General features: G+C 66.7%; 26 protein-coding genes and 1 other RNA gene. 9 read left to right on the plus strand and 18 right to left on the minus strand.

Translation table 11 applies throughout. The annotated features are described in order from the left end of the window. Nucleotides 1-2 precede the first annotated feature (2 nt). Both KDW96_RS10570 and KDW96_RS10575 read left to right on the plus strand, forming a co-directional pair. Nucleotides 3-452: an NfeD family protein gene (locus KDW96_RS10570; RefSeq protein ID WP_255840364.1), complete on the plus strand. Its 450-nt coding sequence runs from the start codon at nucleotides 3-5 to the stop codon at nucleotides 450-452. Between the two features lie 91 nt (nucleotides 453-543). After that, nucleotides 544-849: a DUF2388 domain-containing protein gene (locus KDW96_RS10575; protein WP_255840365.1), complete on the plus strand. Its 306-nt coding sequence runs from the start codon at nucleotides 544-546 to the stop codon at nucleotides 847-849. A 64-nt stretch (nucleotides 850-913) separates the two neighbouring features. On the opposite strand, the gene gcvP is transcribed toward KDW96_RS10575, so the two are convergent. From gcvP to KDW96_RS10620, 9 genes are all read right to left on the minus strand, one after another. Further along, nucleotides 914-3,790, minus strand: coding sequence for an aminomethyl-transferring glycine dehydrogenase (gene gcvP, locus KDW96_RS10580; RefSeq protein WP_255840366.1), 2,877 nt, complete (start codon nucleotides 3,788-3,790; stop codon nucleotides 914-916). A gap of 85 nt (nucleotides 3,791-3,875) precedes the next feature. Beyond that, nucleotides 3,876-4,265, minus strand: coding sequence for a glycine cleavage system protein GcvH (gcvH, locus tag KDW96_RS10585; RefSeq protein WP_255840367.1), 390 nt, complete (start codon nucleotides 4,263-4,265; stop codon nucleotides 3,876-3,878). A gap of 127 nt (nucleotides 4,266-4,392) precedes the next feature. Then, nucleotides 4,393-5,490, minus strand: a complete 1,098-nt coding sequence (gene gcvT / locus KDW96_RS10590) for a glycine cleavage system aminomethyltransferase GcvT (RefSeq protein WP_255840368.1) — start codon at nucleotides 5,488-5,490, stop codon at nucleotides 4,393-4,395. Between the two features lie 231 nt (nucleotides 5,491-5,721). Next, nucleotides 5,722-7,338, minus strand: a complete 1,617-nt coding sequence (locus KDW96_RS10595) for an ABC transporter permease (RefSeq protein ID WP_255840369.1) — start codon at nucleotides 7,336-7,338, stop codon at nucleotides 5,722-5,724. Nucleotides 7,339-7,478: 140 nt separating this feature from the next. Beyond that, on the minus strand, nucleotides 7,479-8,480 hold the full coding sequence (locus KDW96_RS10600; protein WP_255840370.1) for an extracellular solute-binding protein: 1,002 nt from the start codon (nucleotides 8,478-8,480) through the stop codon (nucleotides 7,479-7,481). Nucleotides 8,481-8,587: 107 nt separating this feature from the next. Next, entirely contained in the window at nucleotides 8,588-9,805 is a 1,218-nt protein-coding gene (locus KDW96_RS10605) for a 2-octaprenyl-3-methyl-6-methoxy-1,4-benzoquinol hydroxylase (RefSeq protein ID WP_255840371.1), read from the minus strand. A 98-nt stretch (nucleotides 9,806-9,903) separates the two neighbouring features. Beyond that, entirely contained in the window at nucleotides 9,904-11,091 is a 1,188-nt protein-coding gene (gene ubiH, locus KDW96_RS10610; RefSeq protein WP_255840372.1) for a 2-octaprenyl-6-methoxyphenyl hydroxylase, read from the minus strand. Between the two features lie 4 nt (nucleotides 11,092-11,095). Then, the gene (gene pepP / locus KDW96_RS10615; RefSeq protein WP_255840373.1) at nucleotides 11,096-12,430 is read right to left on the minus strand and encodes a Xaa-Pro aminopeptidase; all 1,335 of its coding nucleotides are present in this window, start codon (nucleotides 12,428-12,430) and stop codon (nucleotides 11,096-11,098) included. 35 nt (nucleotides 12,431-12,465) lie between these two features. Further along, nucleotides 12,466-13,017: a YecA/YgfB family protein gene (locus KDW96_RS10620; RefSeq protein WP_255840374.1), complete on the minus strand. Its 552-nt coding sequence runs from the start codon at nucleotides 13,015-13,017 to the stop codon at nucleotides 12,466-12,468. Nucleotides 13,018-13,163: 146 nt separating this feature from the next. Between KDW96_RS10620 and KDW96_RS10625 the strand changes: the two genes are divergently transcribed. The 4 genes from KDW96_RS10625 to KDW96_RS10640 all read left to right on the plus strand — a co-directional run bounded on the left by KDW96_RS10625 (nucleotide 13,164) and on the right by KDW96_RS10640 (nucleotide 14,539). Then, on the plus strand, nucleotides 13,164-13,373 hold the full coding sequence (locus KDW96_RS10625) for a TIGR02449 family protein (RefSeq protein ID WP_208707910.1): 210 nt from the start codon (nucleotides 13,164-13,166) through the stop codon (nucleotides 13,371-13,373). Next, the gene (locus KDW96_RS10630; RefSeq protein ID WP_255840375.1) at nucleotides 13,370-13,684 is read left to right on the plus strand and encodes a cell division protein ZapA; all 315 of its coding nucleotides are present in this window, start codon (nucleotides 13,370-13,372) and stop codon (nucleotides 13,682-13,684) included. The genes KDW96_RS10625 and KDW96_RS10630 overlap by 4 nt, the downstream gene beginning before the upstream one ends. Before the next feature lie 30 nt (nucleotides 13,685-13,714). After that, nucleotides 13,715-13,893, plus strand: a non-coding RNA gene (ssrS, locus tag KDW96_RS10635) — 6S RNA. A gap of 49 nt (nucleotides 13,894-13,942) precedes the next feature. Next, a complete protein-coding gene (locus tag KDW96_RS10640) occupies nucleotides 13,943-14,539 on the plus strand; it encodes a 5-formyltetrahydrofolate cyclo-ligase (protein ID WP_255840510.1) in 597 nt (198 codons plus the stop codon). Between the two features lie 34 nt (nucleotides 14,540-14,573). On the opposite strand, the gene KDW96_RS10645 is transcribed toward KDW96_RS10640, so the two are convergent. Next, nucleotides 14,574-14,705, minus strand: a complete 132-nt coding sequence (locus tag KDW96_RS10645; RefSeq protein ID WP_255840376.1) for a hypothetical protein — start codon at nucleotides 14,703-14,705, stop codon at nucleotides 14,574-14,576. Between the two features lie 198 nt (nucleotides 14,706-14,903). Between KDW96_RS10645 and KDW96_RS10650 the strand changes: the two genes are divergently transcribed. After that, complete coding sequence (locus KDW96_RS10650; RefSeq protein WP_255840377.1) at nucleotides 14,904-15,353, plus strand: EVE domain-containing protein; 450 nt, start codon at nucleotides 14,904-14,906, stop codon at nucleotides 15,351-15,353. Between the two features lie 25 nt (nucleotides 15,354-15,378). Here the strand turns inward: KDW96_RS10650 and KDW96_RS10655 are convergent, their stop codons facing one another. Then, entirely contained in the window at nucleotides 15,379-15,783 is a 405-nt protein-coding gene (locus tag KDW96_RS10655; RefSeq protein ID WP_255840378.1) for a flagellar basal body-associated FliL family protein, read from the minus strand. A 156-nt stretch (nucleotides 15,784-15,939) separates the two neighbouring features. On the opposite strand from KDW96_RS10655, the gene KDW96_RS10660 reads away from it, so the two are divergent. Then, entirely contained in the window at nucleotides 15,940-16,917 is a 978-nt protein-coding gene (locus tag KDW96_RS10660) for an NADPH:quinone oxidoreductase family protein (protein ID WP_255840379.1), read from the plus strand. Nucleotides 16,918-16,952: 35 nt separating this feature from the next. On the opposite strand, the gene KDW96_RS10665 is transcribed toward KDW96_RS10660, so the two are convergent. The 5 genes from KDW96_RS10665 to trxA form a co-directional block, all read right to left on the minus strand. Further along, a complete protein-coding gene (locus KDW96_RS10665) occupies nucleotides 16,953-17,180 on the minus strand; it encodes a hypothetical protein (RefSeq protein ID WP_255840380.1) in 228 nt (75 codons plus the stop codon). 10 nt (nucleotides 17,181-17,190) lie between these two features. Then, entirely contained in the window at nucleotides 17,191-18,159 is a 969-nt protein-coding gene (locus KDW96_RS10670) for a CDP-6-deoxy-delta-3,4-glucoseen reductase (RefSeq protein WP_255840381.1), read from the minus strand. Next, entirely contained in the window at nucleotides 18,159-19,625 is a 1,467-nt protein-coding gene (ubiD, locus tag KDW96_RS10675) for a 4-hydroxy-3-polyprenylbenzoate decarboxylase (RefSeq protein WP_255840382.1), read from the minus strand. The genes KDW96_RS10670 and ubiD overlap by 1 nt, the downstream gene beginning before the upstream one ends. 129 nt (nucleotides 19,626-19,754) lie before the next feature. Continuing rightward, nucleotides 19,755-21,014, minus strand: a complete 1,260-nt coding sequence (gene rho, locus KDW96_RS10680; protein ID WP_255840383.1) for a transcription termination factor Rho — start codon at nucleotides 21,012-21,014, stop codon at nucleotides 19,755-19,757. 245 nt (nucleotides 21,015-21,259) lie between these two features. Continuing rightward, on the minus strand, nucleotides 21,260-21,586 hold the full coding sequence (gene trxA, locus KDW96_RS10685) for a thioredoxin TrxA (protein WP_208707902.1): 327 nt from the start codon (nucleotides 21,584-21,586) through the stop codon (nucleotides 21,260-21,262). A 250-nt stretch (nucleotides 21,587-21,836) separates the two neighbouring features. Between trxA and ppx the strand changes: the two genes are divergently transcribed. Continuing rightward, entirely contained in the window at nucleotides 21,837-23,339 is a 1,503-nt protein-coding gene (gene ppx / locus KDW96_RS10690) for an exopolyphosphatase (RefSeq protein WP_255840384.1), read from the plus strand. Here ppx and ppk1 read toward each other — a convergent pair. Continuing rightward, nucleotides 23,326-25,527: a polyphosphate kinase 1 gene (gene ppk1 / locus KDW96_RS10695; RefSeq protein WP_255840385.1), complete on the minus strand. Its 2,202-nt coding sequence runs from the start codon at nucleotides 25,525-25,527 to the stop codon at nucleotides 23,326-23,328. The genes ppx and ppk1 overlap by 14 nt on opposite strands. A gap of 17 nt (nucleotides 25,528-25,544) precedes the next feature. After that, a complete protein-coding gene (gene hemB, locus KDW96_RS10700; RefSeq protein ID WP_255840386.1) occupies nucleotides 25,545-26,558 on the minus strand; it encodes a porphobilinogen synthase in 1,014 nt (337 codons plus the stop codon). Between the last annotated feature and the right edge of the window lie 10 nt (nucleotides 26,559-26,568).

The following is a 26,568-nucleotide window of genomic DNA, read 5'->3' on the forward strand; positions in this document are numbered from 1 at the left end:
CCATGTGGGACTACCTGCAGCACCTGTCGTTCTGGGACTGGCTGGCCGTCGGCACCCTGCTGCTGATTCTCGAGGTGTTCGGCGCCGGCGGCTACCTGCTGTGGATCGGCATGGCCGCCGCCGCGGTCGGCATCCTGACCTACCTGTTTCCCGCCCTGCCCTGGGCCCTGCAGTTCCTGTTGCTCGGCCTGTTTTCGGTGCTCAGCGCAGTGCTCTGGTGGCGACGCCAACGCACTGCGGCCAAGCCCTCCGATCAACCCGGCCTGAACGATCGCGGCAGCGAACTGCTGGGCCGGCAGTTCGTCCTGCATGAGGGGATCAGCGGCGGGCGCGGCAAGATCAAGGCCGGCGACTCGCTGTGGCTGGTCAGCGGTCCGGACCTGCCGGCCGGCAGTCGGGTCAAGGTGGTGGGCCAGGAAGGCGTCTTGCTCAAGGTCGAAGCGGCAGCATAAGCCCCGCAGCCCGTGCATTCGGTCGCCTCACCGGAACCCCGCAGGCGCTCGACGACTCTGAGCAGTATCAGCCCACCGAGGAGTCACCGCCATGCGTCGCTTCAGCCTGCCCCTCCTAGCGGTTCTGTCCCTGGCCGCCATGCCGGCCTTCGCCGAGACGACTTGGCGCGACATCCTCTCGTCCGGGGCGACCACCGCCTCGACCTACCTGACCTTCAAGGACAAGAAGCTCGTCGTCCCCGCTCAGGACGACGCCAGCAGCTTTATCGCCAGCGCCGGGCAGATTCGCGGCCCCTACCTGGAGGCGGCGTTGCAGCAACTGCGCCGCGAGCACCCGGACCTGCAGGCCAGTGACCTGGAGCTGGCCGCCGCCATACTCGCGAGCGAGCCGCGCTAAGCCCGTAGCAACTTTAGGAAAAGCACGAGGCCGCCCACGGGCGGCCTCGTGCGTCGACGACCGCTCACTCCCGGTAGGCGTCCAGCGGCACGCAGGCGCAGAACAGGTTGCGATCGCCGTAGACGTTGTCCACCCGATTGACCGTCGGCCAGTACTTGTGCGCCCGGCAGTGGGCCGTCGGGGTCACCGCCTCCTCGATGCTGTAGGGGCGCTGCCAGGGCCCGACGATGTCGGCCAGGGTATGCGGGGCGTGTTTCAGCGGATTGTCCTCGGCCGGCCATTGGCCGCTCTGCACCTTGGCGATCTCCGCGCGAATGCCCAGCATGGCCTCGATAAAACGGTCGAGCTCGTGCTTGTTCTCGCTTTCGGTCGGCTCGATCATCAGCGTGCCGGGCACCGGGAAGGACATGGTCGGGGCGTGAAAGCCGTAGTCGATCAGGCGCTTGGCCACGTCCTCCTCGCTGATCCCGGTCTCCGCCTTGAGCGGCCGCAGGTCGAGGATGCACTCATGCGCCACGCGACCATTGCGACCGCTGTAGAGCACCGGGAAGGCCCCGCCCAGCTGGCTGGCCAGGTAGTTGGCACTGAGGATCGCCAGCTCGGTGGCGTCCGCCAGCTGCGGGCCCATCATGGCGATGTACATCCAGCTGATCGGCAGGATGCTGGCGCTGCCCCAGGGCGCCGCACTGACCGCACCGTTCTGCGGGTTGGGCCCCTGCAGCTCGATAACCGGATGGTTGGCAACGAAAGGCGCCAGGTGCGCGCGCACGCCGATCGGCCCCATGCCGGGGCCGCCGCCGCCGTGGGGAATGCAGAAGGTCTTGTGCAGGTTCAGGTGGGAGACGTCGGCGCCGATATCGGCCGGGCGGGTCAGGCCGACCTGGGCGTTCATGTTGGCGCCGTCCATGTACACCTGGCCGCCCTGGGCGTGGATCACCTGGCAGATCTCGCGGATACCTTCCTCGTAGACGCCATGGGTCGAGGGGTAGGTGGCCATCAGGCAGGCCAGCTGCTCGCCGGCCTCGGCCGCCTTGTGCTTGAGGTCGTCGAGGTCGACGTTGCCCTCGGCATCACACTCGACGATCTGCACCCGCATGCTGGCCATCTGCGCCGAGGCCGGGTTGGTACCGTGGGCCGAAGCCGGAATCAGGCAGATGGTGCGCTGGCTGTCGCCACGGCTCTCGTGGTAGCGGCGGATCGCCAGCAGCCCGGCATACTCGCCCTGGGCCCCGGAGTTGGGCTGCATGCTCACCGCATCGAAGCCGGTGATGGCGCACAGCCAGGCCTCCAGCTCGTCGATCATCAGCTTGTAGCCCTGGGCCTGCTCCCTCGGCGCGAAGGGGTGCAGGTTGGCGAACTGCGGCCAGGTGATGGGGATCATCTCGCTGGTGGCGTTGAGCTTCATGGTGCAGGAGCCGAGGGGAATCATCGCCTGGTTCAGCGCCAGGTCCTTGTTCTCCAGCTGCTTGAGGTAGCGCAGCATCTCGGTTTCGCTGTGGTGGGCGTTGAACACCGGGTGGCTCAGGTAGCCCGAGGCGCGCACCAAAGCGGCGGGAATACCGTCGGCGATCTCGCCCTGATCGAGCTTGGCCACGCTGAGACCGTGATCGGCACCGAGGAAGACGGCGAACAGGCGCATCACCGTCTGCTCGTCGCAGGTTTCGTCGAGGCTGACGGCGAGCTTGCCGCGGCCGAGGATGCGCAGGTTGATCCGCGCGTCCTTGGCCGACTCGATGATCGCCGCCTGGCTGCCGCCGACCTCCAGGGTCAGGGTGTCGAAGAAGTGCTTGTTGTCGCGGGCGATGCCGTTCTGCGCCAGGCCGGCGGCGAGGATCGCGGTCAGCCGGTGCACGCGCTGGGCGATGCGCCTGAGGCCCTCGGGGCCGTGGTAGACCGCGTAGCAACTGGCGATATTGGCCAGCAGCACCTGGGCGGTGCAGATATTGGAGTTGGCCTTCTCGCGGCGGATGTGCTGCTCGCGGGTCTGCAGGGCCATGCGCAGCGCGACATTGTCACGGGCGTCCTTGGACACGCCGATGATCCGTCCGGGCAGGGCCCGCTTGAACGCGTCGCGGGTGGCGAAGAAGGCCGCATGGGGGCCGCCGTAGCCCATGGGCACGCCGAAGCGCTGCGCCGAGCCGAACACCACGTCGGCCCCCTGCTCGCCAGGTGGGGTGAGCAGCAGCAGGCTGAGCAGGTCGCTGGCGACGCAGGCCAGGGCCTGCTGGCCATGCAGCTGCTCGATCAGCGGCCGCAGGTCACGGATCTCGCCATGGGTGTCGGGGTATTGCAGCAACGCACCGAATACCTGGTGCTCGGCCAGCTCGTCCACCGCCGCGACCACCAGGTCGAAGCCGAACGCCTCGGCGCGGGTCTGCACCACGGAAATGGTCTGCGGGTGGCAGTTCTCGTCGATGAAGAACAGGTTGCTCTTGCTCTTGGCCACGCGCTTGGCCAGGGCCATGGCTTCGGCGGCGGCGGTGGCCTCGTCGAGCAATGAGGCACTGGCCAGCTCCAGGCCGGTCAGGTCGATGGTCAGCTGCTGGAAGTTCAGCAGCGCCTCCAGGCGTCCCTGGGCGATCTCCGGCTGATAGGGCGTGTAGGCGGTGTACCAGCCGGGATTTTCCAGCACGTTGCGCAGGATCACCGTGGGGGTGATGGTGCCGTGGTAGCCCATGCCGATCAGGCTGGTCCACACCTGGTTCTGCTCGGCATAGCCCCAGAGTTTCGCGAGGGCGGCCTGCTCGTCCAACGCCGCGGGCAAGTCCAGCGGGCGGTTCAGGCGGATCGCCGGCGGTACCGTCTGCTCGATCAGCGCGGCGCGGCTGGGCAGGCCGAGGCTCGCCAGCATGGCCTGCTGTTCGGCGGCATCCGGTCCGAGGTGGCGACGCAGGAAGGCGTCGGGCTGCTGCAGCTGGGAAAGGCGGGGTGTCTGGGACATGGCCATCACTCTGCTAAAAATGACAAAGCCTCGACTAGGCGAGGCTCTATCAGCTTAGGAAAAACTCAGAGTTCTGCCCGGACTATTAGGCATCCGCGTCGGCGTTGGCCTTGTAGCTGGCGGCGTCGAGCAGCTTGTCCAGCTCGCTGACATCGCTCGGCTTGAGCTTGTAGAACCAGCTGCCGTAGGGGTCGCCGTTTACGCTCTCCGGGCTGTCGGCCAGGGCCTCGTTGATGGCGATCACCTCGCCGCCAATCGGCGAGTAGATGTCGGAAGCAGCCTTGACCGACTCCACCACCCCGGCTTCCTGGCCGGCGGCGAGGGTCTTGCCGACCTCCGGCAGCTCGATGAAGACCACGTCGCCGAGGGCTTCCTGGGCATGGTCGGAGATACCCACGGTGACGCTGCCGTCCGCCTCCAGGCGGGCCCATTCGTGGCTGGCGGCGTAACGCAGATCGGCGGGGATAGTACTCATGTGTCGTTCCTCATCTGACAGGACGGCGACCGCGCCGTCTGGAAAATTTAGCAGGCACTGCTTATCGCGCGGGCCATGCATCCGAAAAATTCGCGCCGGGGCGTGGCGCCCGGCCCGTTGGCAAAGCCTAGATCAAGGCCTTGCCATGGCGCACGAAGGTCGGCTGGACCACCCGCACCGGGTACCACTTGCCGCGGATCTCCACCTCGGCGCGCTCCGCCGTGGCCGCGGGCACCCGGGCCAGGGCGATGGACTTGTTCAGGGTCGGCGAGAAGCTGCCGCTGGTGATTTCGCCTTCGCCCAGACCCTCGACCCGCACCACCTGGTGGGCGCGCAGCACGCCGCGCTCCTCCAGCACCAGACCAACCAGCTTGGCCTGGTTGCCGGCTGCACGCTGGGTTTCCAGGGTAGCGCGACCGACGAAGCGGCGCGCGGCCGGCTCCCAGGCGATGCTCCAGGCCATGTTGGCGGCCAGTGGCGAGACGCTGTCGTCCATGTCCTGACCGTACAGGTTCATGCCCGCTTCCAGGCGCAGGGTGTCGCGCGCGCCCAGGCCGATCGGCGAGATGCCGGCGCCGACCAGGTCGTTGAAGAACGCCACCGCCTGTTCGGCCGGCAGCATGATCTCCAGACCGTCCTCACCGGTGTAACCGGTGCGGGCGATAAACCAGTCGCCCTCGGCCAGGCCCTGGAAGGGCTTGAGTTCGTGAATCAGGGCGGCGCGGGCCTGGGTCACCAGCTCGCAGGCCTTGGCCCGCGCCTGGGGGCCCTGGATGGCCAGCAGGGCCAGCTCGGGACGCTCCTGCAGCTCGACGGCGAAACCACTGCTCTGCTGACGCATCCAGGCCAGGTCCTTGTCGCGGGTCGCGGCGTTGACCACCAGGCGGTAGGCCGGCTGGCCATCGGCAGCGCCGGCAAGGTAGACGATCAGGTCGTCGACCACCCCGCCCTGCTCGTTGAGCATGGCGCTGTAGAGCGCCTTGCCCGGCAGCTGCAGGCGCTCGACATCGTTGGCCAGCAGGTGTTGCAGGTAGGCCTTGGCCTGCTCGCCATGGACATCCACCACGGTCATGTGGGACACGTCGAAGACGCCGCAGTCGCGGCGTACCTGGTGGTGCTCCTCGACTTGCGAACCGTAGTGCAGCGGCATGTCCCAGCCGCCGAAGTCGACCATCTTGGCCCCCAAGGCGAGGTGCAGGTCGTAAAGAGCTGTGCGCTGTCCCATAGGTATCTCCTTCCGGGCTTGGCGGGGCTGCGAACAGGCGCTGAAATCCGTGCACACCCCATGATCCGGGCGCTTGCAGGGATTCCGCCCTCCCGATGGCAATGACCGGTCGCAGCGAATGGCGCGCATTGTAGCCGCAAGGCCGAGGCGGGTCATCTCGGCCGGCAGCTCACTGCTCGGGGCTAAGCAGCAGCGCGCCCGGCCCGGATCGGACGAGCGGTTGCGCCGGGTCTAGCCGATGCGCCGTGCGGAGCGACGAATCAGCAGAATCACCGGCAGCAGGCCGACCAGCACCAGGGTCAGGGCCGGCAGGGCGGCACGCGCCCACTCGCCTTCGCTGGTCATCTCGAACACCCGCACCGACAGGGTGTCCCAGCCGAACGGGCGCATCAGCAGGGTCGCCGGCATCTCCTTGAGCACATCGACGAACACCAGCAGCGCCGCCGACAGGGCGCCGGGGACCAGCAGCGGCAGGTAGACCCGCAGGAACAGGCCGACGCCACCCACACCGAGGCTGCGCGAGGCCTCCGGCAACGACGGGCGGATCCGCGCCAGGCTGTTCTCCAGCGGCCCATAGGCCACCGCCATGAAGCGGATCAGGTAGGCCAGCAGCAGCGCCGACAGGCTGCCCAGCAGCAGCGGCTGAGGGTCACCGCCGAGCCAGCTGGACAGCGGTATCACCAGGTGGCGGTCCAGATAGCTGAAGGCCAGCATGATCGCCACCGCCAGCACCGAACCGGGCAGGGCATAACCGAGATTGGCCAGGCCGACCGTCGAACGCATCAATCGGGTCGGCGCCAGGCGCCGGGAAAACGCCAGCAACAGCGCCACGCTGACGGTGATCAGGGCGGCCAAACCGCCCAGGTAGAGGGTGTGCAGGATCAGCGCACTGTAGCGCTCGTCCAGATCGAAACGCCCGCGCTGCCAGAACCACACCAGTAGCTGCAGCATCGGGATGACGAAGGCGCAGGCGAAGACCAGCCCGCACCAGGCGCTGGCCAGCAACGCCTGGCCGCCCTTGAGGTGGTACAGCGCCTTGCCCCGCGGCCGCTCGTTGCTCGGCCGCACCGCACCGCGGGCGCGGCGCTCGCCGTACAGCGCGAGCATCACCGCGAACAGCAGCAGGCTGGCCAGCTGGGTGGCGCTGGTCAGGCTGTAGAAGCTGTACCAGGTCTTGTAGATGGCGGTGGTGAAGGTGTCGAAGTTGAACACCGACACGGCGCCGAAGTCGGCCAGGGTCTCCATGACCGCCAGGGCCAGGCCGGCACCGATAGCCGGCCGCGCCACCGGCAGAGCCACCCGCCAGAACGCCCGCCAGGGGCTCAGGCCCAGCACCCGCGCCGCCTCCATCAGACCCTTGCCCTGGGCCAGGAAGGCATTGCGCGCCAGCAGGTAGACGTAGGGGTAGAACACCAGGACCAGAACAACGATCACCCCGCCGGTGGAGCGCACCGGCGGCAGGCGCAGGCCGCTGCCGAACCACTCACGCAGCTGCGTCTGCAGCGGCCCGGCGAAATCCAGCAGGCCGACGAAAACGAAAGCCAGCACATAGGCGGGAATGGCGAACGGCAGCATCAGCGCCCAGTCCAGCCAGCGCCGTCCGGGGAACTCGCAGAGACTGGTCAGCCAGGCCAGACTGACCCCGAGCAGGGTCACGCCGACACCCACCCCCAGCACCAGCACCAGGGTGTTGCCGACCAGACGCAGCAACTGGGTCTGCCACAGGTGAGCCCAGATCTGCCGGTCCACTTCGTGCCAGCTGAACAGCAGCACGCTCAGTGGCAGCAGCACCAGCAGTGCGGCGGCAAAGGCGATGGGGTACCAGCGACGCTGGGCAGGGTGGGCCACGCAGAATCCTCGAAGCGGAGAAAGCACAACGCCCCGGACTGAGCCGGGGCGCCGAGTATAACGGCTAGCAAGCCTGCGGGAAGGCGCCGCGGCCCGGCCTCAGGCCGATTCGCGGCGCAGGCTTGCACCCACGCGGTGGATCAGTTCCAGCCGGCGCGATCCATCAGCATGGTGGCCTCGGCCTGGCGCTTGCCGGCCACTTCCACCGGCACGCTGTCGGCCTTGAAGCTACCCCAGGCAGCGACTTCCTCGGACGGGGCGATTTTCGGGTTGGCCGGGAATTCCTGATTCAGGCGGGCGAACATGCTCTGGGCTTCCTCGGTGGTCATCCACTCCAGCAGCTTCTGCGCGGCCTCAGGATGGGGCGCATGCTTGGTCACACCGGCCCCGGACAGGTTGACGTGCACGCCGCGACCATCCTGGTTCGGCCAGAACAGCTTGGCCTTGATGTCCGGCTGCTGCTTGTGCAGGCGAACGAAGTAGTAGCTGTTGACGATACCGACGTCGCACTGGCCGGCGTCGATCGCCTTGATCAGCGCGGTGTCGTCGGAGAACACGTCGGTGGCCAGGTTGCCCACCCAGCCCTTGATCAGCGCTTCGGTCTTTTCGGCGCCATGGTTTTCGATCAGGGTGGAGGTCAGCGACTGGTTGTACACCTTCTTGCTGGTGCGCAGGCACAAGCGGCCTTCCCAGTTCTCGTCGGCCAGGGCCTCGTAGGTGCTCAGCTCACCGTCCTTGACCCGCTCGGTGGAGTAGACGACGGTCCGCGCACGCAGCGACAGGCCGGTCCAGCTGTTGGTGCTGGAGCGGTACTGCGACGGGATGTTCTGCTCGATGACGGTCGACTGCACCGGCTTGAGCACGCCTTCCTGCTCGGCCTGCCAGAGGTTGCCGGCATCCACGGTGATCAACATGTCGGCCGGGGTGTTCTCGCCCTCGGCCTTGAGGCGTGCCAGCAGCGGCGCTTCCTTGTCGGTGATGAACTTCACCGGCACACCGGTCTTGGCGGTATAGGCGTCGAACACCGGCTTGATCAGCTCGTCGATACGCGCGGAGTAAACCACCACTTCGTCAGCGGCCTGCACGGCGCCGGCCAGCGCGGTGAGGGTGAGGGCGGCGAACAAACGCTTGCTTACCTGCATGGGAACTGCCTCTTGGTCGAAGGTGATGCGAAAGGCCAAATAATAGTGAATAGCATTTAGTTTCTCAACCATAGATTGTCGGGCAGCGCGGCCGACCGACCGAGCCGTCAGGGGCGAGCCAGCTCGGGCAGGTCGCCGGACAGCCCCAGGGCCTGGCGCACGAACAGCGCCTTGGCCTCCGGCTGGCCGTCGACCCAGTTGAGGCCGGCATTGCGCAGCCAGCGCAACGGCAACGGGTCGGCCTGGAACAGGCGCTCGAAGCCCTCCATCGCCGCCATCATCGCCAGGTTGTGGGGCATGCGGCGGCGCTCGTAGCGGCTCAGCACCCGCTCATCGACCAGCCTCTCGCCGCGCGCCTGGGCGCGCTGCAGCACCTCGGCGAGCACCGCGACATCGAGGAAGCCCAGGTTGACCCCCTGCCCGGCCAGCGGATGGATGCTGTGGGCGGCGTCGCCGATCAGCACCAGGCCGTCCTCCACATAGCGCTTGGCGTGGCGCTGGCGCAGCGGGATGCACAGGCGGCGATCGGCGTGCAGCACCGCGCCCAGGCGCTGCTCGAAGGCCTTGCCCAGCGCCCCGCAGAAGGCCTCGTCCGGCAGGTTCATCAGCCGCTCGGCCTCGGCCGGCACACAGGACCAGACGATGGAGCACCAGTGCTCGTCGGGCCCCGCGTCCAGCGGCAGGAAGGCCAGCGGACCGTCATCGGTGAAGCGCTGCCAGGCCGTGGCCTGGTGCGGTTCGGCGCAGCGCACGCTGGTGACGATGGCGTGGTGCAGGTAATCCCATTCACGGGTGGCGCAGCCGGCCAGGCGGCGCACCGCCGAATTGGCGCCGTCGGCCGCCACCAGCAGGGGCGCGCGCAACTCGCGACCGTCCTCCAGCTTCAGCAGCCAGCCGTCGCCGGAGCGGCGCAGGCGCTCCAGGCGCGCGTTGGCCAGCAGGCCGACCCGGCTGTCGTGCAGGCGCTCGAGCAGGGCATCCTGCACCACCCGGTTCTCGACGATATGGCCGAGGGTCTCGGCATGCACGCTGGCCGCGCTGAAGTGGATATGGCCGGTGCCGGCACCGTCCCACACCTGCATCTCGCCATAGGCGCTGGTGCGCCGGGCGGTGACGCCCGGCCATACGCCGAGACGCTCGAGCACCCGCTGGCTGGCCGCAGAGAGCGCACTGACCCGCGGCTCGAAGGGCGCAGCGCGGTCGAAGGGCACCACGCTGAGCGGCCCGCCATCGACCAGCAGAATCTCCAGCCCCGTGTCCTGCAGCGCCAGCGCCAGCGCGCTGCCGACCATACCGGCGCCGACGATGATCAGATCCGCATCCATGTCCATTCCTTAGGCTGCCTGCCGTGTGGGCGGCTTGAGCCGTACGTAGAGAGTGTTGTGCGCCCGGCGCAACCCGCCCGCCTCGCCCATGAACCGGCTCAAGATGGCGCGCGAGTGCCCAGCCCCATGGCCTGGCGGGCGAACCAGCGCTTGGCCGGCGGCAGCAGGTCGAGGCCGAGCAGACCGAGGTTGCGCCCGGCGGCGAGCAGGGGCTCGCCGTTGCTGAACAGGCGGGTGACCCGGTCGGAGAAGCCCAGGGTCAGCTGCTGATCGCCCTGCTGGCGCTGCAGATAGCCCTGCAGCACGGCGAAGTCGCCGAGCCGTGCAGGACTGGCCAGCAGCGCCTCGGCCAGCGCCTGGGTGTCGCGCAGCGACAGGTTGTAACCCTGGCCGGCGATGGGATGCAGGCTGTGTGCGGCGTTGCCGAGCACCACCAGGTGCGGGCGCACCTGTTCCTGGGCCTCGACCAGCGCCAGCGGGTAGAGGTGGCGGGCGCCGATCTGGCGAATGGCCCCGAGGCGATAGCCGAAGGCCTGCTGCAGCTCGTCGCGAAAGCCGGCCTCGTCAAGGCGCAGCAGGCGCTCGGCATCGGCCTCGGCGCGGGTCCAGATCAGCGCGCAGCGGTTGTCCGGCAGCGGCAGCAGGGCCATGGGCCCGTCCTCGGTGAAGCGCTCGAAGGCCTGGCCGCGGTGCGCCTCCTGCGGACTGAGGTTGGCGATCAGCGCACTCTGGCCGTAGGGCCGATGGCTGACACCGATGCCGAGCTGCTCGCGCAACCCCGAACGACCGCCCTCGGCGAGCACCGCCAGCTCGCACTCCAGGGTGGACTCGTCGTCCAGGGTCAGCCGGTAGCCGCCCGGCAGCGCGTCGAGGCGCGTCACCTGGGCCGGGCTGCGCCAGCTGACCACCTCGGCATCCAGGGCCTGCCACAGGCACTGGCCCAGCCAGGCATTCTCCACCACATAGCCGAGCGCCGGCACGCCCTCCTCCAGGGCGCTGAGGCGCGCCGCGGCGAAACGCCCGCGGTCGGAGACGTGGATCTGCTGGATCGGCTCGGCGCGCCGGGCCACCTGTTGCCAGATGCCCAGGCGCTGGTAGATCTGCTGCGAGCCATAGGACAGCGCGGTGGAGCGCGCGTCGTAGCTGGGCTGGTAGCCGTCGCCCGGGGTGAAGGCCTCGATCAGACAGATCGTCCAACCGCGCGCCTTGGCCGCGCCCTGCAGGGCCAGCGCCAGGCTGGCGCCGACCAGGCCACCGCCGATGATCGCGAGGTTGGCGCGCTGCATGGCCTCAGGCGACCTCGCGGCGCGCCGCGGCCATCAGCGCCTCGATCTCGGCGACGGTCTTCGGCACGTCGGTGGTGAGGACCTCGCAGCCGTCCTTGGTCACCACCACGTCGTCCTCGATGCGCACGCCGATGCCGCGCCATTTCTTCGCGACATGCGGGTTGTCCACGGCGATGTAGATGCCCGGCTCGACCGTCATGGCCATGCCGACCTCCAGCTCGCGCCAGACACCGCCGACCTTGTAGTCGCCAACATCGTGCACGTCCATGCCCAACCAGTGGCCGGCGCGGTGCATGTAGAACGGTTTGTAGGCCTCGCTGGCGATCAGTTCATCGACCTCGCCCTGCAGCAGGCCGAGCTCGACCAGGCCGGCGGTGATCACCCGCACCGTGGCTTCATGGGCCTCGTTCCAGTGCTTGCCAGGGGCGATATGCTTGAACGCCTCTTCATTGGCGGCCAGCACCAGCTCGTAGATGGCCTTCTGCTCGGGCGAGAATCGGCCATTGACCGGAAAACAGCGGGTGATGTCGCTGGCGTAGCAGTCGATCTCGCAGCCCGCGTCGATCAGCACCAGGTCGCCATCCTTGAGCGGCGCGTCGTTCTCGCGGTAATGCAGGATGCAGGCGTTCTTGCCGGCGGCGACGATCGAACCGTAGGCCGGCATCTTCGCCCCGCCCTTGCGGAACTCGTAGTCCAGCTCCGCTTCCAGGTGGAACTCGTGCAGCCCGGCCCGACTGGCCTGCATGGCGCGGATGTGGGCGCGCGCGGAGATCTGCGCGGCCTCGCGCATCACCTTGACCTCGGCTGCGCTCTTGTACAGACGCATGTCGTGCAGCAGGTGGTCGAGGGCGACGAACTCGTTCGGCGGCTGGGCGCCCTGACGGGCCTTGGAGCGGATCACGTTGATCCACTCCATCAGGTGGCGGTCGAATTCCTGGTTGGTGCCCATGGCGTAGTAGACCCGCTCGCGGCCCTCGATCAGGCCGGGCAGGATGTCGTCGATATCGCCGATGGGAAAGGCGTCGTCGGCGCCGTACTGGCTGATGGCGCCGTCCTGGCCGGCGCGCAGACCGTCCCAGAGCTCCCGTTCCGGGTCGCGCTCGCGGCAGAACAGCACGTATTCGCCGTGCTCGCGGCCGGGGATCAGGGCGATCACCGCCTCCGGCTCGGGAAAGCCGGAGAGGTACTGGAAGTCGCTGTCCTGGCGGTAGACGTGCTCGACGTCGCGGTTACGGATGTACACCGGCGCGGCCGGCAGGATGGCGATGCTGTTGGGTTCCATCTGCGCCATCAGCGCCTTGCGCCGACGGGCGTATTCCGACTTGGGGATGCTGGTCATGGGCAGGCAGGGTCCAGTGCGTGGGGCATGAAGAATCAGTGCAGTGACGGCTTGGCGGCCGCCACCGGCTTGGCGCATTCGCTGAACAACAGCAGCGGGGCGACGCGCAGGTATTCCATCACTTCCATATAGTCGTTTTCGCCGTCTTCCGACTCGTCCAGGGCGTTCTGCACCTGGGCGATGGCCGACAGGTCCTGCAACACCTCCATCGACTCTGCGCTCAGGGCACGGTCGCCGGCGGTCAGGCCGAAGCCGCCAAGGAAGCCCTGGCACCACTGGCCCAGGGCCTGAGCACGCTCGGTGAGCGGCGCCTCGTCAGAGGGCAGCAACAGCACCACGGTGACCTCTTCGCCGGTCAGCTCGCCCTTGACCATCTCCTGCAGACCGATCAGTGCCTGGCGCACCGTGTCCTCGGGGGCGCCGCCGAGCAGCTCGGCGGCATCCGCCAGCCAGGGGGCCACCTCGAAGCCGGCGCCGGCGCAGCTGCGACCCAGCAGCAAGCCGTGCAACTCGGCGGGGGAAACGGGATTGGCGCTGCTGGCGAGCAACGCGGCGAAGGCGGAATAGGCGGAACTGGAAGTCGGCATAGATAACTAGGCGCCAGACGGCGCAATCACTAGAATGGAGGCCTCGTATCCTAGCACCGGCAGGCGCGGCAAGACCATCAGAGGGTTTGACCTCGAGGGCGCTCGCTTCTATATAGTCCGGTCAATCCTTGCCTTAGCGAGAACCCATGGAAGACGCCGATCTGCACGCCCTTACGACCAAGCTGGACCTGCTGATCCAGCGCGTCGAGCAGCTCAAGGCCCACAACCGACTTCTCCTGGCGAATGAAAAGGCCTGGCGCGAGGAACGCGCCCATCTGATCGAAAAGAACGAAATGGCCCGGCACAAGGTCGAATCGATGATTTCGCGCCTCAAAGCCCTGGAGCAGGACTCATGACCCAGTCGAATACCGTCACCGTCCATATCCTGGACAAAGAATATTGCATCGCCTGTCCGCCGGACGAACGCGCCAACCTGGAGAGCGCCGCCCGCTACCTGGACGGCAAGATGCGCGAGATCCGCTCGAGCGGCAAGGTCATCGGCGCCGACCGCGTGGCGGTGATGGCCGCCCTGAACATTTCCCACGAATTGCTGCACAAGGAGCAGCACCTGGCGCAGCACACCAGTGCCACCCGCGACCAGGTGCGCAGCCTGCTCGAGCGGGTCGATGGCGCCCTGAACAACGAAGTCGATGGCCACAATGGCTGACGGCAGCGTCGATTCGGGTATACTGGCCGCCACTCCCTGGGGTGTGCGCCAGTTGGTGATGTCCCTGAGCCGATACGCACAAACCCGGGGGTTGCATGTTGAGGCAGGTGTGCATGTCCGCCTGACGGAAAGCCTTAACGCCTCCTGCAACCTCCACCTTGAACTCTCGGGTTCAAGGGCTAAACCGACAGCGGCACGTCGGGGAGTCACTCTTCTCCACCCCTTGCCCGTCCGCGACAAGGGTTCTCGCGCTTGAGCATGATCGAAACCACCGACCTGTCCCGCCCGCAACTGCGCCGCCTGTTGCGCCAGGCCCGTCGCCGACTCAGCCCACAGGCGCAGCGTCGCGCCGCTCAGGGCCTGTACCGCCAACTGGCGCAGCACCCCGTGTTCCGCCGCGCCAAACACATCGCCCTGTACTTGCCCAGCGATGGCGAAATCGACCCCAGACCGCTATTGCGCGCCGCCCAGCGGCGGGGCAAGGCGACCTACCTGCCGGTACTCAGCCCCTGGCCGTGCACCAAGATGGTGTTTCAGCGGGTGCGCGCCGACGAGAAGATGACCCCGAACCGCTTCCGCATTCCCGAGCCCAGGCGCAATCGCGCGCAGCAACGCAAGGTCTGGGCGCTGGACCTGATCCTCATGCCGCTGGTCGGCTTCGATCGCCATGGCGGCCGGCTCGGCATGGGCGGCGGCTTCTACGACCGCAGCCTGGCCTACCGCGGCCGGCGCAAAAATTGGCACAAGCCGACGCTCTTGGGCCTGGCCCATGAGTGTCAGCAAGTGGAACGGCTGGCGCTGGCCAGTTGGGATGTGCCGCTCACGGCGACGGTAACGGACAAGGGCTGGTACTGAAGGCGGGCGCAGATCCTGCCCCCGGCCGACGGCCTCAGGGCTGCTGAGTGACCTCGACCGGTGGCTGATCCTGGCGATCCCACAGGCTCTGGGTGTAACCAGTGGTAACCATGCCCAGGCTGAACAGAATGACCAATACCCACAATATGTCTGGCTTGCGTTTCATCGGATGCCTCCCCCTTCAAGGCACACTGCGCACGGTGGACCGGCGGCGTTATTGTTATCGGTCGCGCGCGCCCTCCGGCGCGAGGGCCGGCATTGTCGAGCAACCTTGGGCGCATCGCAATATCAGGCGCCAAACGGTTGTCGGTTGCGCGTACGACCATCCGTCCGTTAAACGGACCGACCGAATGGAGCAAAGTTCATGCCTTATTGGCTGATGAAATCCGAACCGGATGAATTATCCATCTTCGACCTGCAGCGCCTCGGTGAAACCCGCTGGGATGGCGTGCGCAACTACCAGGCGCGCAACTTCCTGCGACAGATGCAGGCGGGGGACTCGTTCTTCTTCTATCACTCCAGTTGCCCGGAACCCGGCATCGCCGGCATCGCCCGCATCAGCCGTCCGGCCTATGCCGACCCGACGGCGCTGGATCCCCAGAGCCACTACTTCGATGCCAAGGCCAGCGCCGAAAAGAACCCCTGGAGCGCCGTCGACGTCAGCTTCGTCGAGGCATTCGCCCGGGTCATCCCGCTGGCCGAGCTGAAGCAGCAGAGCGCCCTTCTGGAGCTGCCCCTGGTGCAGCGTGGCAGCCGCCTGTCGGTGATGCCGGTCAGCGCCGAACACTGGTCGGCGATCCTCGCCCTGCGCTAGCCAGCGCACAGGGCGAGCCGCGGCGTCAGCGCTGCAGGATAAGGTTGTTGAACAGCAGATCCTCGACCACCGGCTGGCCCTCCTCCAGGCTCAGCACCTGCTGCACCTGCTTCAACGCCTCCTGGCGCAGGACCTCCTTGGCGTCCGGCGCGCTCAATGCTTCCTCGGTCTGCTGGGCGAACAGCATCACCAGCTGATTGCGGATCAGCGGCTCGTGATGCTTCACCTTGGCCACGGCCTCGGGCCCGCTGACCCGCAGGGCGACATCGGCCTTGTAGAATTTCAGCTTCGGCCCGCTGCCGAAATTGCCGACCAGCGCCGGGAACAGATTGTGGTAGATCACCTGCGGCGCGGCGGCCTTTTCCTCCTCTTCGGCCAGGGCCGACAGGGGCAGCGACAGGGCGAGCAGTGCAGCGATAAGGACTTTCACGAACGAGATCTCCACTTGAGTGCGGCCTAGCATAGCCATTGCCGAGCCGCCGCCCAAGCCCGCTGCTTATGCCGCGCCATCAGGACCGACCATGCTCGTTGACCGACGGCGCCGGCTTTCTACACTGCGGACCATACCCGCAAAGGACAAGTCCCGATGAAAGCCGTGCTGTGCAAAGCCTTCGGCCCCGCCGAAACCCTGGTTCTGGAAGAAGTCGCCAGCCCCGAGGCGAAGAAGAACGAGATACTTCTGGAAGTCCATGCCGCCGGAGTCAATTTCCCGGACACCCTGATCATCGAGGGCAAGTACCAGTTCAAACCGCCCTTCCCCTTCTCGCCAGGCGGTGAAGCGGCCGGCGTGGTCAGGGCGGTCGGTGAGAAGGTCGGCCACCTCAAGGTCGGCGACCGGGTCATGGCCCTCACCGGCTGGGGCAGCTTTGCCGAGGCGGTGGCGGTGCCCGGCTACAACGTCATGCCGATCCCGCCGCGCATGGATTTCCTCACCGCAGCGGCGTTCGGCATGACCTACGGCACCTCGATGCACGCGCTCAAGCAGCGGGGCAACCTGCAGCCCGGCGAAACCCTGCTGGTGCTCGGCGCCTCGGGCGGCGTCGGCCTCGCCGCGGTGGAGATCGGCAAGGCCATGGGCGCGAAGGTTATCGCCGCGGCCAGCAGCGCGGAGAAGCTGGAGGTGGCCCGCGCCGCCGGCGCCGACGAGCTGATCAACTACAGCGAACAGAGCCTGAAGGATGAGGTCAAGCGCCTGACCGGCGGCCAGGGCGCCGACGTGATCTACGACCCGGTGGGCGGCGACCAGTTCGACGCCGCCGTGCGCAGCATCGCCTGGAACGGCCGCCTGTTGGTGGTCGGCTTTGCCAGCGGGCGCATCCCCGAGCTGCCGGTCAACCTCGCCCTGCTCAAGGGAGCCGCGGTGGTCGGGGTGTTCTGGGGCGCCTTCGCCCAGCGCCAGCCCCAGGACAATGCCGCCAACTTCGCGCAGCTGTTCGCCTGGCATGGCGAAGGCAAACTCAAGCCGCTGGTCTCGCAGACCTTCCCGCTGGAGCAGGCCGGCCAGGCGATCGACTGCCTCGGTCGGCGCCAGGCCGTGGGCAAGCTGGTGGTGCAGGTGCGCTGAACACAGCGCGGGAGCGGAGTAGATGCTCTCCGTTATCAGCCTCTCTTGCGCTGGACCGCCCCCAGCAACCCCAACACCGCAAGAGCCACCAAACTGATATTCGCCACCCAGAAACGAACCGGGTGAACTGCCTGACTAACCCAATAAAATCCTGTTTTGCCAAATCCCAGAGTGCTTCCGGTACGCAAGCTTTCGATCAAGAGAATCAAACATGCAACGCTGACCAGCGGCTTGACCACTCTAAAGAAAAGGCTGTTTTCCACGACAAACCTCTCAGCCGCGCGGCGCGTAGGCGAAGACATCGGCGCGCATCTGGTGCGCGTCCATGCCCGCTTCGACCAGCGCATCCAGGGTCGCGTAGACCATCGCCGGCGAGCCGCTGGCGTAGACATGCAGCGGCTTGAGGTCGGCAAAGTCCTCGCGCACCGCCTCGTGCAGCAGACCGCAGCGGCCCGACCAGTCACAGGGGTCGCTGACCACCTGATGCAGGATCAGGTTGTCCAGCTGCTGCCAGTCGCCCCAGCACGGCAGCTGATAGAAGTCCTCGGGCCGCCGCGCCCCCCAGTACAGGTGCACCGGATGCTCAAAGCCAGCCGCGCGGCAGTGCTCGATCAGGCTGTGCATCTGCGCCATGCCGGTACCCGCGGCGATCAGCACCAGCGGTCCTGCCGGCAGTTCGGCCAGGTGGGTGTCACCGAGTGGCAACTGCACCCGGGCAAAGCCCTGGCGACGGAGAAAGGCCAACAAGCCGCGGGTCGCCTCGTCGCGGGCGAGGATGTGCAGCTCCAGCTCGCGACCGCAGTGCGGCGCCGAAGCCAGGGAAAAGGCGGCGTACTCGCCGTTCTCGCGCTGCAGCAGCAGGTACTGGCCGGCGTGGTAGCGCGGGCTCTTGCCGGCCGGCGTGCGCAGGTGCACGCGGAACACATCGCCGCCGATCTCAACGCAGTCGATCAACTGACAGCTCAGCTCGCGCACCGGCAATTCACCGGGCGCCATCACGCCGTCCCAGTGCAGCACGCAGTCGCCCAGCGGCTCGGCCAGGCAGGTAAGCAGCTCGCCATGGTCCAGCTCGGCATCGCCTTGCCGCACCCGGCCCTCGACCAGCAGCGCGGCGCAGATGTGGCAGTTGCCGTTGCGGCAACTTTGCGGGCAGTCGTACCCCAGGCGCCGCGCGGCGTCGAGAATGCGCTCACCGGCCCGAATCTCGAGCACCGCGCCTGAAGGTTGCAGAGTGACACGCATCAATCAATTCCCAACTCGGTCCATAGTTCGTCGACCCGTCGTTTCACCGCTTCGTCCTGGACGATGGCCCGGCCCCACTCGCGCGTGGTCTCGCCCGGCCACTTGTGGGTGGCATCCAGGCCCATCTTTGAGCCTAGCCCGGAGACCGGCGAGGCGAAGTCGAGGTAGTCGATCGGCGTGTTGTCGATCAGCACCGTGTCGCGCTTGGGGTCCATGCGCGTGGTAATGGCCCAGATCACGTCGTTCCAGTCCCGCGCATTGATATCGTCGTCGGTGACGATAACGAACTTGGTGTACATGAACTGTCGCAAAAACGACCAGACCCCGAGCATGACCCGCTTGGCGTGGCCCGGGTACTGCTTCTTCATGGTCACCACCGCCATGCGGTAGGAACAGCCTTCCGGCGGCAGGTAGAAGTCGGTGATCTCGGGGAACTGCTTCTGCAGGATCGGCACGAAGACTTCGTTGAGCGCCACGCCGAGGATCGCCGGCTCATCCGGCGGCCGGCCGGTGTAGGTGCTGTGGTAGATCGGCTGCTGACGGCGGGTGATGCGCTCGACGGTGAACACCGGGAAGCGATCGACCTCGTTGTAGTAACCGGTGTGGTCGCCGTAGGGCCCTTCATCGGCCATCTCGCCGGGATGGATCACCCCCTCCAGGACGATCTCGGCGCTGGCCGGCACCTGCAGGTCACTGCCACGGGCCTTGACCAGCTCGGTCCTGTGGCCGCGCAACAGGCCGGCGAAAGCGTACTCGGAGAGGCTGTCCGGCACCGGCGTGACCGCACCGAGGATGGTCGCCGGGTCGGCGCCCAAGGCGACCGCGACCGGGTAGGGGCGCCCCGGGTACTTCTCGCACCAGTCGCGAAAATCCAGGGCACCGCCGCGGTGGCTCAGCCAGCGCATGATCAGCTTGTTGCGGCCGATCACCTGCTGACGGTAGATACCGAGGTTCTGCCGCTCCTTGTTGGGCCCCTTGGTGATGGTCAGGCCCCAGGTGATCAGCGGCCCGACATCCCCGGGCCAGCAGGTCTGCACCGGCAGCCTGGACAGGTCGACGTCCTCGCCCTCCTCGATCACCTCCTGGCAGGGCGCGTCCTTGAGCACCTTGGGCGCCATGGCCAGGACCTTCTTGAAGATCGGCAGCTTCGACCAGGCGTCCTTCAGGCCCTTCGGCGGCTCCGGCTCCTTGAGGAAGGCCAGCAGCTTGCCGATCTCGCGCAGCTCGCTGACATCTTCGGCGCCCATGCCCAGCGCCACTCGCCTGGGGGTGCCGAACAGGTTGCCGAGCACCGGCGTATCGAAACCCGTGGGGTTCTCGAACAGCAGCGCCGGACCACCCTTGCGCAGGGTACGGTCGCAGATTTCGGTCATTTCCAGCACCGGGGACACCGGCGTGTGGATACGCTTGAGTTCGCCGCGCTGTTCCAGACCGCGAATAAAATCGCGCAGGTCGCGATACTGCATGCAGGAGCCTCGTCTCGGGCCAGCCAGTGGGGCGCAAAGTTTAGCGCCGAACTGGGTTATTCAGAAGGATAGCGGCCGTGCAGATGCACAAAAGCCGGGTTTCCCCGGCCTTTGTGACAGCGCAGCGACTTACTTGCGACGCATCGACAGGAAGAACTCGTCGTTGGTCTTGGTCGCCTTCAGCTTGTCGATGAGGAACTCGATGGCGGCGATCTCGTCCATCGGGTGCAGCAGCTTGCGCAGGATCCACATGCGCTGCAGCTCGTCGTCGGCGGTCAGCAACTCCTCGCGGCGGGTGCCCGAGCGGTTGATGTTGATCGCCGGGAACACGCGCTTCTCGGCGATGCGCCGGTCCAGCGGCAGCTCCATGTTGCCTGTGCCCTTGAATTCCTCGTAGATCACCTCGTCCATCTTCGACCCGGTTTCCACCAGCGCGGTGGCGAGGATGGTCAGCGAACCGCCTTCCTCGATGTTGCGCGCGGCGCCGAAGAAGCGCTTGGGCTTCTCCAGGGCGTGGGCGTCGACACCACCGGTGAGCACCTTGCCGGAGCTCGGGATCACGGTGTTGTAGGCCCGCGCCAGGCGGGTGATGGAGTCGAGCAGGATGACCACGTCCTTCTTGTGCTCGACCAGGCGCTTGGCCTTCTCGATCACCATTTCGGCGACCTGCACGTGGCGGGTTGGCGGTTCGTCAAAGGTCGAGGCGACCACTTCGCCGCGCACGGTGCGCTGCATCTCGGTTACTTCTTCCGGGCGCTCGTCGATCAGCAGAACAATCAGGTGGCACTCGGGGTTGTTGCGGGTGATGTTCGCCGCGATGTTCTGCAGCATGATGGTCTTGCCGGCCTTCGGCGGCGCCACGATCAGGCCACGCTGGCCCTTGCCGATCGGCGCGCAGAGGTCGATGACCCGCCCGGTGATGTCTTCGGTGGAGCCGTTGCCGGCTTCCATGATCAGACGCTGGTTGGGGAACAGCGGCGTCAGGTTCTCGAAGAGGATCTTGTTCTTCGCGTTCTCGGGACGGTCGTAGTTGATGGTGTCGACCTTGAGCAGCGCGAAGTAGCGCTCGCCTTCTTTCGGCGGACGAATCTTGCCGACGATGGTGTCGCCCGTGCGCAGATTGAAGCGGCGGATCTGGCTGGGCGAGACGTAGATATCGTCCGGGCCGGCCAGGTAGGAGGCGTCCGCGGAGCGGAGGAAGCCGAAACCGTCCTGGAGGATCTCCAGCACGCCATCACCGGAAATTTCCTCGCCGCTCTTCGAGTGTTTCTTCAGCAGCGAGAAAATCACGTCCTGCTTGCGCGAACGGGCCATGTTCTCGATGCCCATCTGTTCGGCCATTTCCAGCAGTTCGGTGATCGGCTTTTGCTTGAGTTCGGTCAGATTCATAGGAATGACGTAATCATGAAGGAGGGAGAATAAGCTATTAGCTTGGGAGGCCGCGCCGCTGAGAAGGCGAACGGATCGCCTACTGGTGTAGCGAAAGTATTCGAGTAGGAATGCGTCGGCGACGGCTTGCAGAGGGCTGCATAGGAAATGCAGCGAGGCCGAATGTAACACCGGCCCGACGAAGGCGTCTAGCCTTCAAACAGAAAAAAGCCCCGCTGGTTCGGGGCTTCTTCGCACACCGTGACTTAGATGTTGCTGTCGAGGAAAGCGGCCAGCTGCGACTTGGACAGGGCGCCGACCTTGGTCGCTTCGACATTGCCGTTCTTGAACAGCATCAGGGTCGGGATACCGCGCACACCGTACTTCGGCGGAGTGTCCTGGTTCTCGTCGATGTTCAGCTTGCAGACCTTCAGCTTGCCTTGGTAGGTCTGGGCGATCTCGTCGAGGACCGGGGCAATCATCTTGCATGGGCCGCACCACTCCGCCCAGTAATCGACCAGTACCGGACCTTCAGCCTGGATAACTTCTTCATCGAAGCTAGCATCGCTGACGTTGGTGATGAATTCGCTCATGGAAAGTCTCCGTGTTCGGAAGCAAAAAGTGATCGACATCATAGCCCGGCTTGCCTGGCACAGGAAGGCAGAGACCATTGAGCTTAACTATGGCCCCGCACAAAGCTCTGCGCCCAGTGACGCTGCGGCCTGGGGCCCGCAGCGTCGACCTGTCGTTCGGGCCGGCGCACAGCCGGCGCGCGCAGTATGCGTTGGCTCACCCGGTCTATCGTGGCAGGATGACAGCGTTCCGCACCGAGATCTACGCACCATGCCGCATACCCCTGCCGAGTGTTTTCCCTTGATTGCAGCTATCGACCTGGGCTCCAACAGCTTCCACATGGTTCTGGCCAAGGCCGATCACGGCGAGATTCGCGTGCTCGAACGGCTGGGCGACAAAGTCCAGCTGGCCGCCGGCATCGACGAGGAGCGCATGCTCAGCGAGGAGGCCATGGTTCGCGGCCTCGACTGCCTGCGCCGCTTCGCCCAGCTGACCGCCAGCCTGCCGGAAGGCGCGCTGCGCATCGTCGGCACCAATGCCCTGCGCGAGGCGCGCAACCGTGCCGAGTTCATTCGCCGCGCCGAAGATATCCTGGGGCACTCGGTTGAGGTCATTTCCGGCCGCGAGGAAGCGCGGCTGATCTACCTCGGGGTGTCCCACAGCATCGCCGACACGCCGGGCAAGCGCCTGGTGACCGACATCGGCGGCGGCAGCACCGAGTTCATCGTCGGCCAGCGCTTCGAACCGCTGCTGCGCGAGAGCCTGCAGATGGGCTGCGTGAGCTACACCCAGCGTTTTTTCAGGGACGGCAAGATCACCCCGGCCCGTTACGCCCAGGCCTACACCGCAGCACGCCTGGAGGTGATGGGCATCGAGCACGCCCTGCGTCGCCACAAGTGGGAAGACGCGGTGGGCGCCTCCGGCACCATCAAGGCCATCGGCCTGGCCATCCAGGCCGCCGGCCTGGGCGCCGGCGAGGTCACCCCGGAGGGTCTGGCCTGGCTCAAGCGCAAGATCTTCAAGCTCGGCGAAGTCGACAAGCTCGACCTCGACGGCATCAAGCCGGACCGCCGCGGTATCTTTCCCGCCGGCCTGGCGATTCTCGAGGCCATCTTCGATGCCTGCGACATCCAGCGCATGAGCCATTCCGAAGGCGCGCTGCGCGAAGGCGTGCTCTACGACCTGCTCGGCCGTCATCACCACGAGGACGTGCGCGACCGCACCCTGAGTGCGCTGATGGAGCGTTACCACGTCGACCTGGAACAGGCCGCGCGGGTCGAAAGCAAGGCACTGGAAGCCCTGGAGCAGGTCAAGGACAGCTGGGCGCTGAGCGATGACTGGCACCGCGAGCTGCTGATCTGGGCCGCACGGGTCCACGAGATCGGCCTGGACATCGCCCACTACCAGTACCACAAGCACGGCGCCTACCTGGTCGAGCACTCCGACCTGGCCGGTTTCTCGCGCCTCGACCAGCAGATGCTGGCGTTATTGGTGCGCGGCCACCGGCGCAATATCCCCAAGGACAAGCTCGCCGACTTCGGCGCCGAAGGCGTCAAGCTGGTGCGCCTGTGCGCCCTGTTGCGCTTCGCCATCCTCTTCCACCACATCCGCGGCACCCAGGAAATGCCCCAGGTGCAGCTGCGGGCAGACCAGAGCAGCCTGGAGATTCACTTCCCCGACGACTGGCTGGCGGCCAATCCGCTGACCCAGGCGGACTTCACCCAGGAAGCGGAGTGGCTCAAGCGCGTCGGCATCGAGCTCAGCGTGCGCTGACCACCGGCGCCGTCAGCTTCTCCAGCAGGCCGGCCTGGGCGCTACGCGGGTTCTGGTTGCCGTGCGGGCTGCAGCGCAGGTAACGGCCATCGGGCTGCAGCACCCAGGCCTGGGTGTTGTCGGTCAGGTAGCTTTCCAGCTCCTTCTTCACCCGGGTGACCAGCTTCTTGCCCTCCACCGGGAAACAGGTCTCCACCCGCTTGTCCAGGTTGCGCTCCATCCAGTCGGCGCTGGACAGGTAGATTTTTTCCTCGCCCTCGTTGAGGAAGTAGAACACCCGGGTGTGCTCGAGGAAGCGGCCGATGATCGAGCGCACCTGGATGTTGTGCGACACCCCCGGAATGCCCGGGCGCAGACAGCACATGCCACGCACCACCAGGTCGATCTTCACGCCGGCCTGACTGGCCTTGTACAGCGCGCGGATGATCTTGGCGTCGGTCAGCGAGTTGAACTTGGCGATGATGTGCGCCGGCTTGCCCTCGGCGGCCAGCACCGTCTCGCGGGCGATCATATCGAGCAGGGTCTTCTTCAGGGTGAAGGGCGCATGCAGCAGCTTCTTCATGCGCAGGGTCTTGCCCATGCCGATCAGCTGACTGAACAGCTTGGCCACGTCCTCGCCGAGCGCCATATCGGCGGTGAGCAGGCTGTAGTCGGTGTACAGGCGGGCGTTGCCGGCATGGTAGTTGCCGGTACCGACGTGGGCGTAACGGACGATGTCGCCGTTCTCGCGGCGCAGGATCAGCATCATCTTGGCGTGGGTCTTGAAGCCGACCACGCCGTAGATCACCACCGCGCCCGCCGCCTGCAGGCGGCTGGCCAGGGCCAGGTTGGACTCCTCGTCGAAGCGCGCGCGCAACTCGACCACCACCGTGACTTCCTTGCCGTTGCGCGCCGCCTCGACCAGCGCATCGACGATCTCCGAGTTGGCGCCGCTGCGGTACAGGGTCTGTTTGATCGCCAGCACGTGCGGGTCCTTCGCCGCCTGGCGCAGCAGGTCGACCACCGGGGTGAAGGACTCGAAGGGGTGCAGCAGCAGCACGTCCTGCTTGCCGATCACGCTGAACAGGTTCTCGCTGTTCTGCAGCAGCTTGGGAATCAGCGGGGTGAAGGGGGTGAACTGCAGCTCGGGGTGGCTGTCCAGGCCGGTGATGCTGAACAGCCGGGTCAGGTTGACCGGGCCGCCGACCTGGTACAGCTCGCCCTCGGTCAGGCCGAACTGCTTGAGCAGGTAGTCGGACAGGTTCTTCGGGCAGCTGTCGACCACTTCCAGGCGCACCGCGTCGCCGTAGCGCCGCGAGAACAGCTCGCCGCGCAGGGCGCGGGCCAGGTCTTCGACGTCCTCGGTGTCCACCGACAGGTCGGCGTTGCGGGTCAGGCGGAACTGGTAGCAGCCCTTGACCTTCATGCCCTGGAACAGGTCGTCGGCATGGGCATGGATCATCGAGGAGAGGAACACGTAGTTGGCGCCCGGGCCGCCCACCTCCTCCGGCACCCGGATCACCCGCGGCAGCAGCCGCGGCGCCGGGATGATCGCCAGGCCCGAGTCGCGGCCGAAGGCGTCGACGCCCTCCAGTTCGACGATGAAGTTCAGGCTCTTGTTCACCAGCAAGGGGAAGGGGTGGGTCGGATCGAGGCCGATCGGGGTGATGATCGGCGCGATCTCGTCGCGGAAATAGCGGCGCACCCAGGCCTTGAGCTTGGTGTTCCAGTGGCGACGGCGGATGAAGTTGATGTTGTGCTTGGCCAGCGCCGGAAACAGCACGTCGTTGAGGATCGCGTACTGCCGGCCGACCTGCTCGTGCACCAGCTCGCTGATCCGCGCCAGCGCCTGGTGCGGCTGCAGGCCGTCGGCACCGGCCTGTTCGCGGGCGAAGTTGATCTGCTTCTTCAGCCCGGCGACGCGGATCTCGAAGAACTCGTCGAGGTTGCTGGAGAAGATCAGCAGGAACTTCAGGCGCTCGAGCAGCGGATAGGACTCGTCCAGCGCCTGCTCCAGCACGCGGATGTTGAACTGCAGCTGCGACAGCTCGCGGTGGATGTACAGGCTGCTGTCGTCCAGGCTCGGCACCACCAGCGGCGGCGCCGGCGTGGGCACTTCGACGGGCGGCGGCGGCGCCTGCTCCGGCAGCTCCACTGCCGGCGCCTGCGGCTCGAGCACTTCGCTCTGGGTGAGTCCTTCGGTATTCATCGTCTGGTCCTGGGGGACTACTGCCCCTGCTGCAAGAGTTCGGCCGCGCGAACGGCGAAATAGGTGAGGATGCCATCGGCGCCGGCGCGCTTGAAGGCGGTCAGCGACTCGAGGATCACCGCCTCGGAGAGCCAGCCGTTCTGGATCGCCGCCATGTGCATGGCGTACTCGCCACTGACCTGATAGACAAAGGTCGGCACGCGAAATTCGCTTTTCACCCGGGTGACGATGTCCAGGTAGGGCATGCCCGGCTTGACCATGACCATGTCGGCGCCTTCGGCCAGGTCGGCGGCCACCTCGTGCAGCGCCTCGTCGGCATTGGCCGGGTCCATCTGGTAGGTGTTCTTGTTGCTCTTGCCGAGGTTGGCCGCCGAGCCGACCGCATCGCGGAACGGGCCGTAGTAGGCGCTGGCGTACTTGGCCGAGTAGGCCATGATGCGCACGTTGCTGTGATCGGCCAGCTCCAGGGCCTCGCGAATCGCCTGCACCCGGCCATCCATCATGTCCGAGGGCGCGACGACCTGGGCGCCGGCCTCGGCGTGGGACAGGGCCTGCTTAACCAGGGCGTCGACGGTGATGTCGTTCTGCACGTAGCCGCTGTCGTCGAGGATGCCGTCCTGGCCGTGGGTGGTGAAGGGGTCCAGGGCCACGTCACTGATCAGCCCCAGCGCCGGGAAACGCGCACGCAGGGCGCGGATCGCGCGCTGGGCGATGCCGTCCGGGTTCCAGGCCTCGGCGCCGTCCAGGGACTTCTTCTCCAGCGGCGTCACCGGGAACAGCGCCAGCGCCGGAATGCCCAGGGTCACCCACTTCTCCGCCTCCTGCAGCAGCAGGTCGATGGACAGGCGCTCGACGCCCGGCATCGACGCCACGGCCTCGCGGCGGTTGTCGCCGTCGAGCACGAACACCGGCAGGATCAGGTCGTCGACACTCAGGCGGTGCTCGCGCACCAGGCGCCGGGAGAAGTCGTCGCGACGGTTGCGGCGCAGGCGGGTGGCGGGGAACAGGCGGTTGGCGGGGGTAAAGCTCACGGCAGACTCC

Source organism: Pseudomonas benzenivorans (genome assembly GCF_024397895.1).
Taxonomy (GTDB): domain Bacteria; phylum Pseudomonadota; class Gammaproteobacteria; order Pseudomonadales; family Pseudomonadaceae; genus Aquipseudomonas; species Aquipseudomonas benzenivorans_A.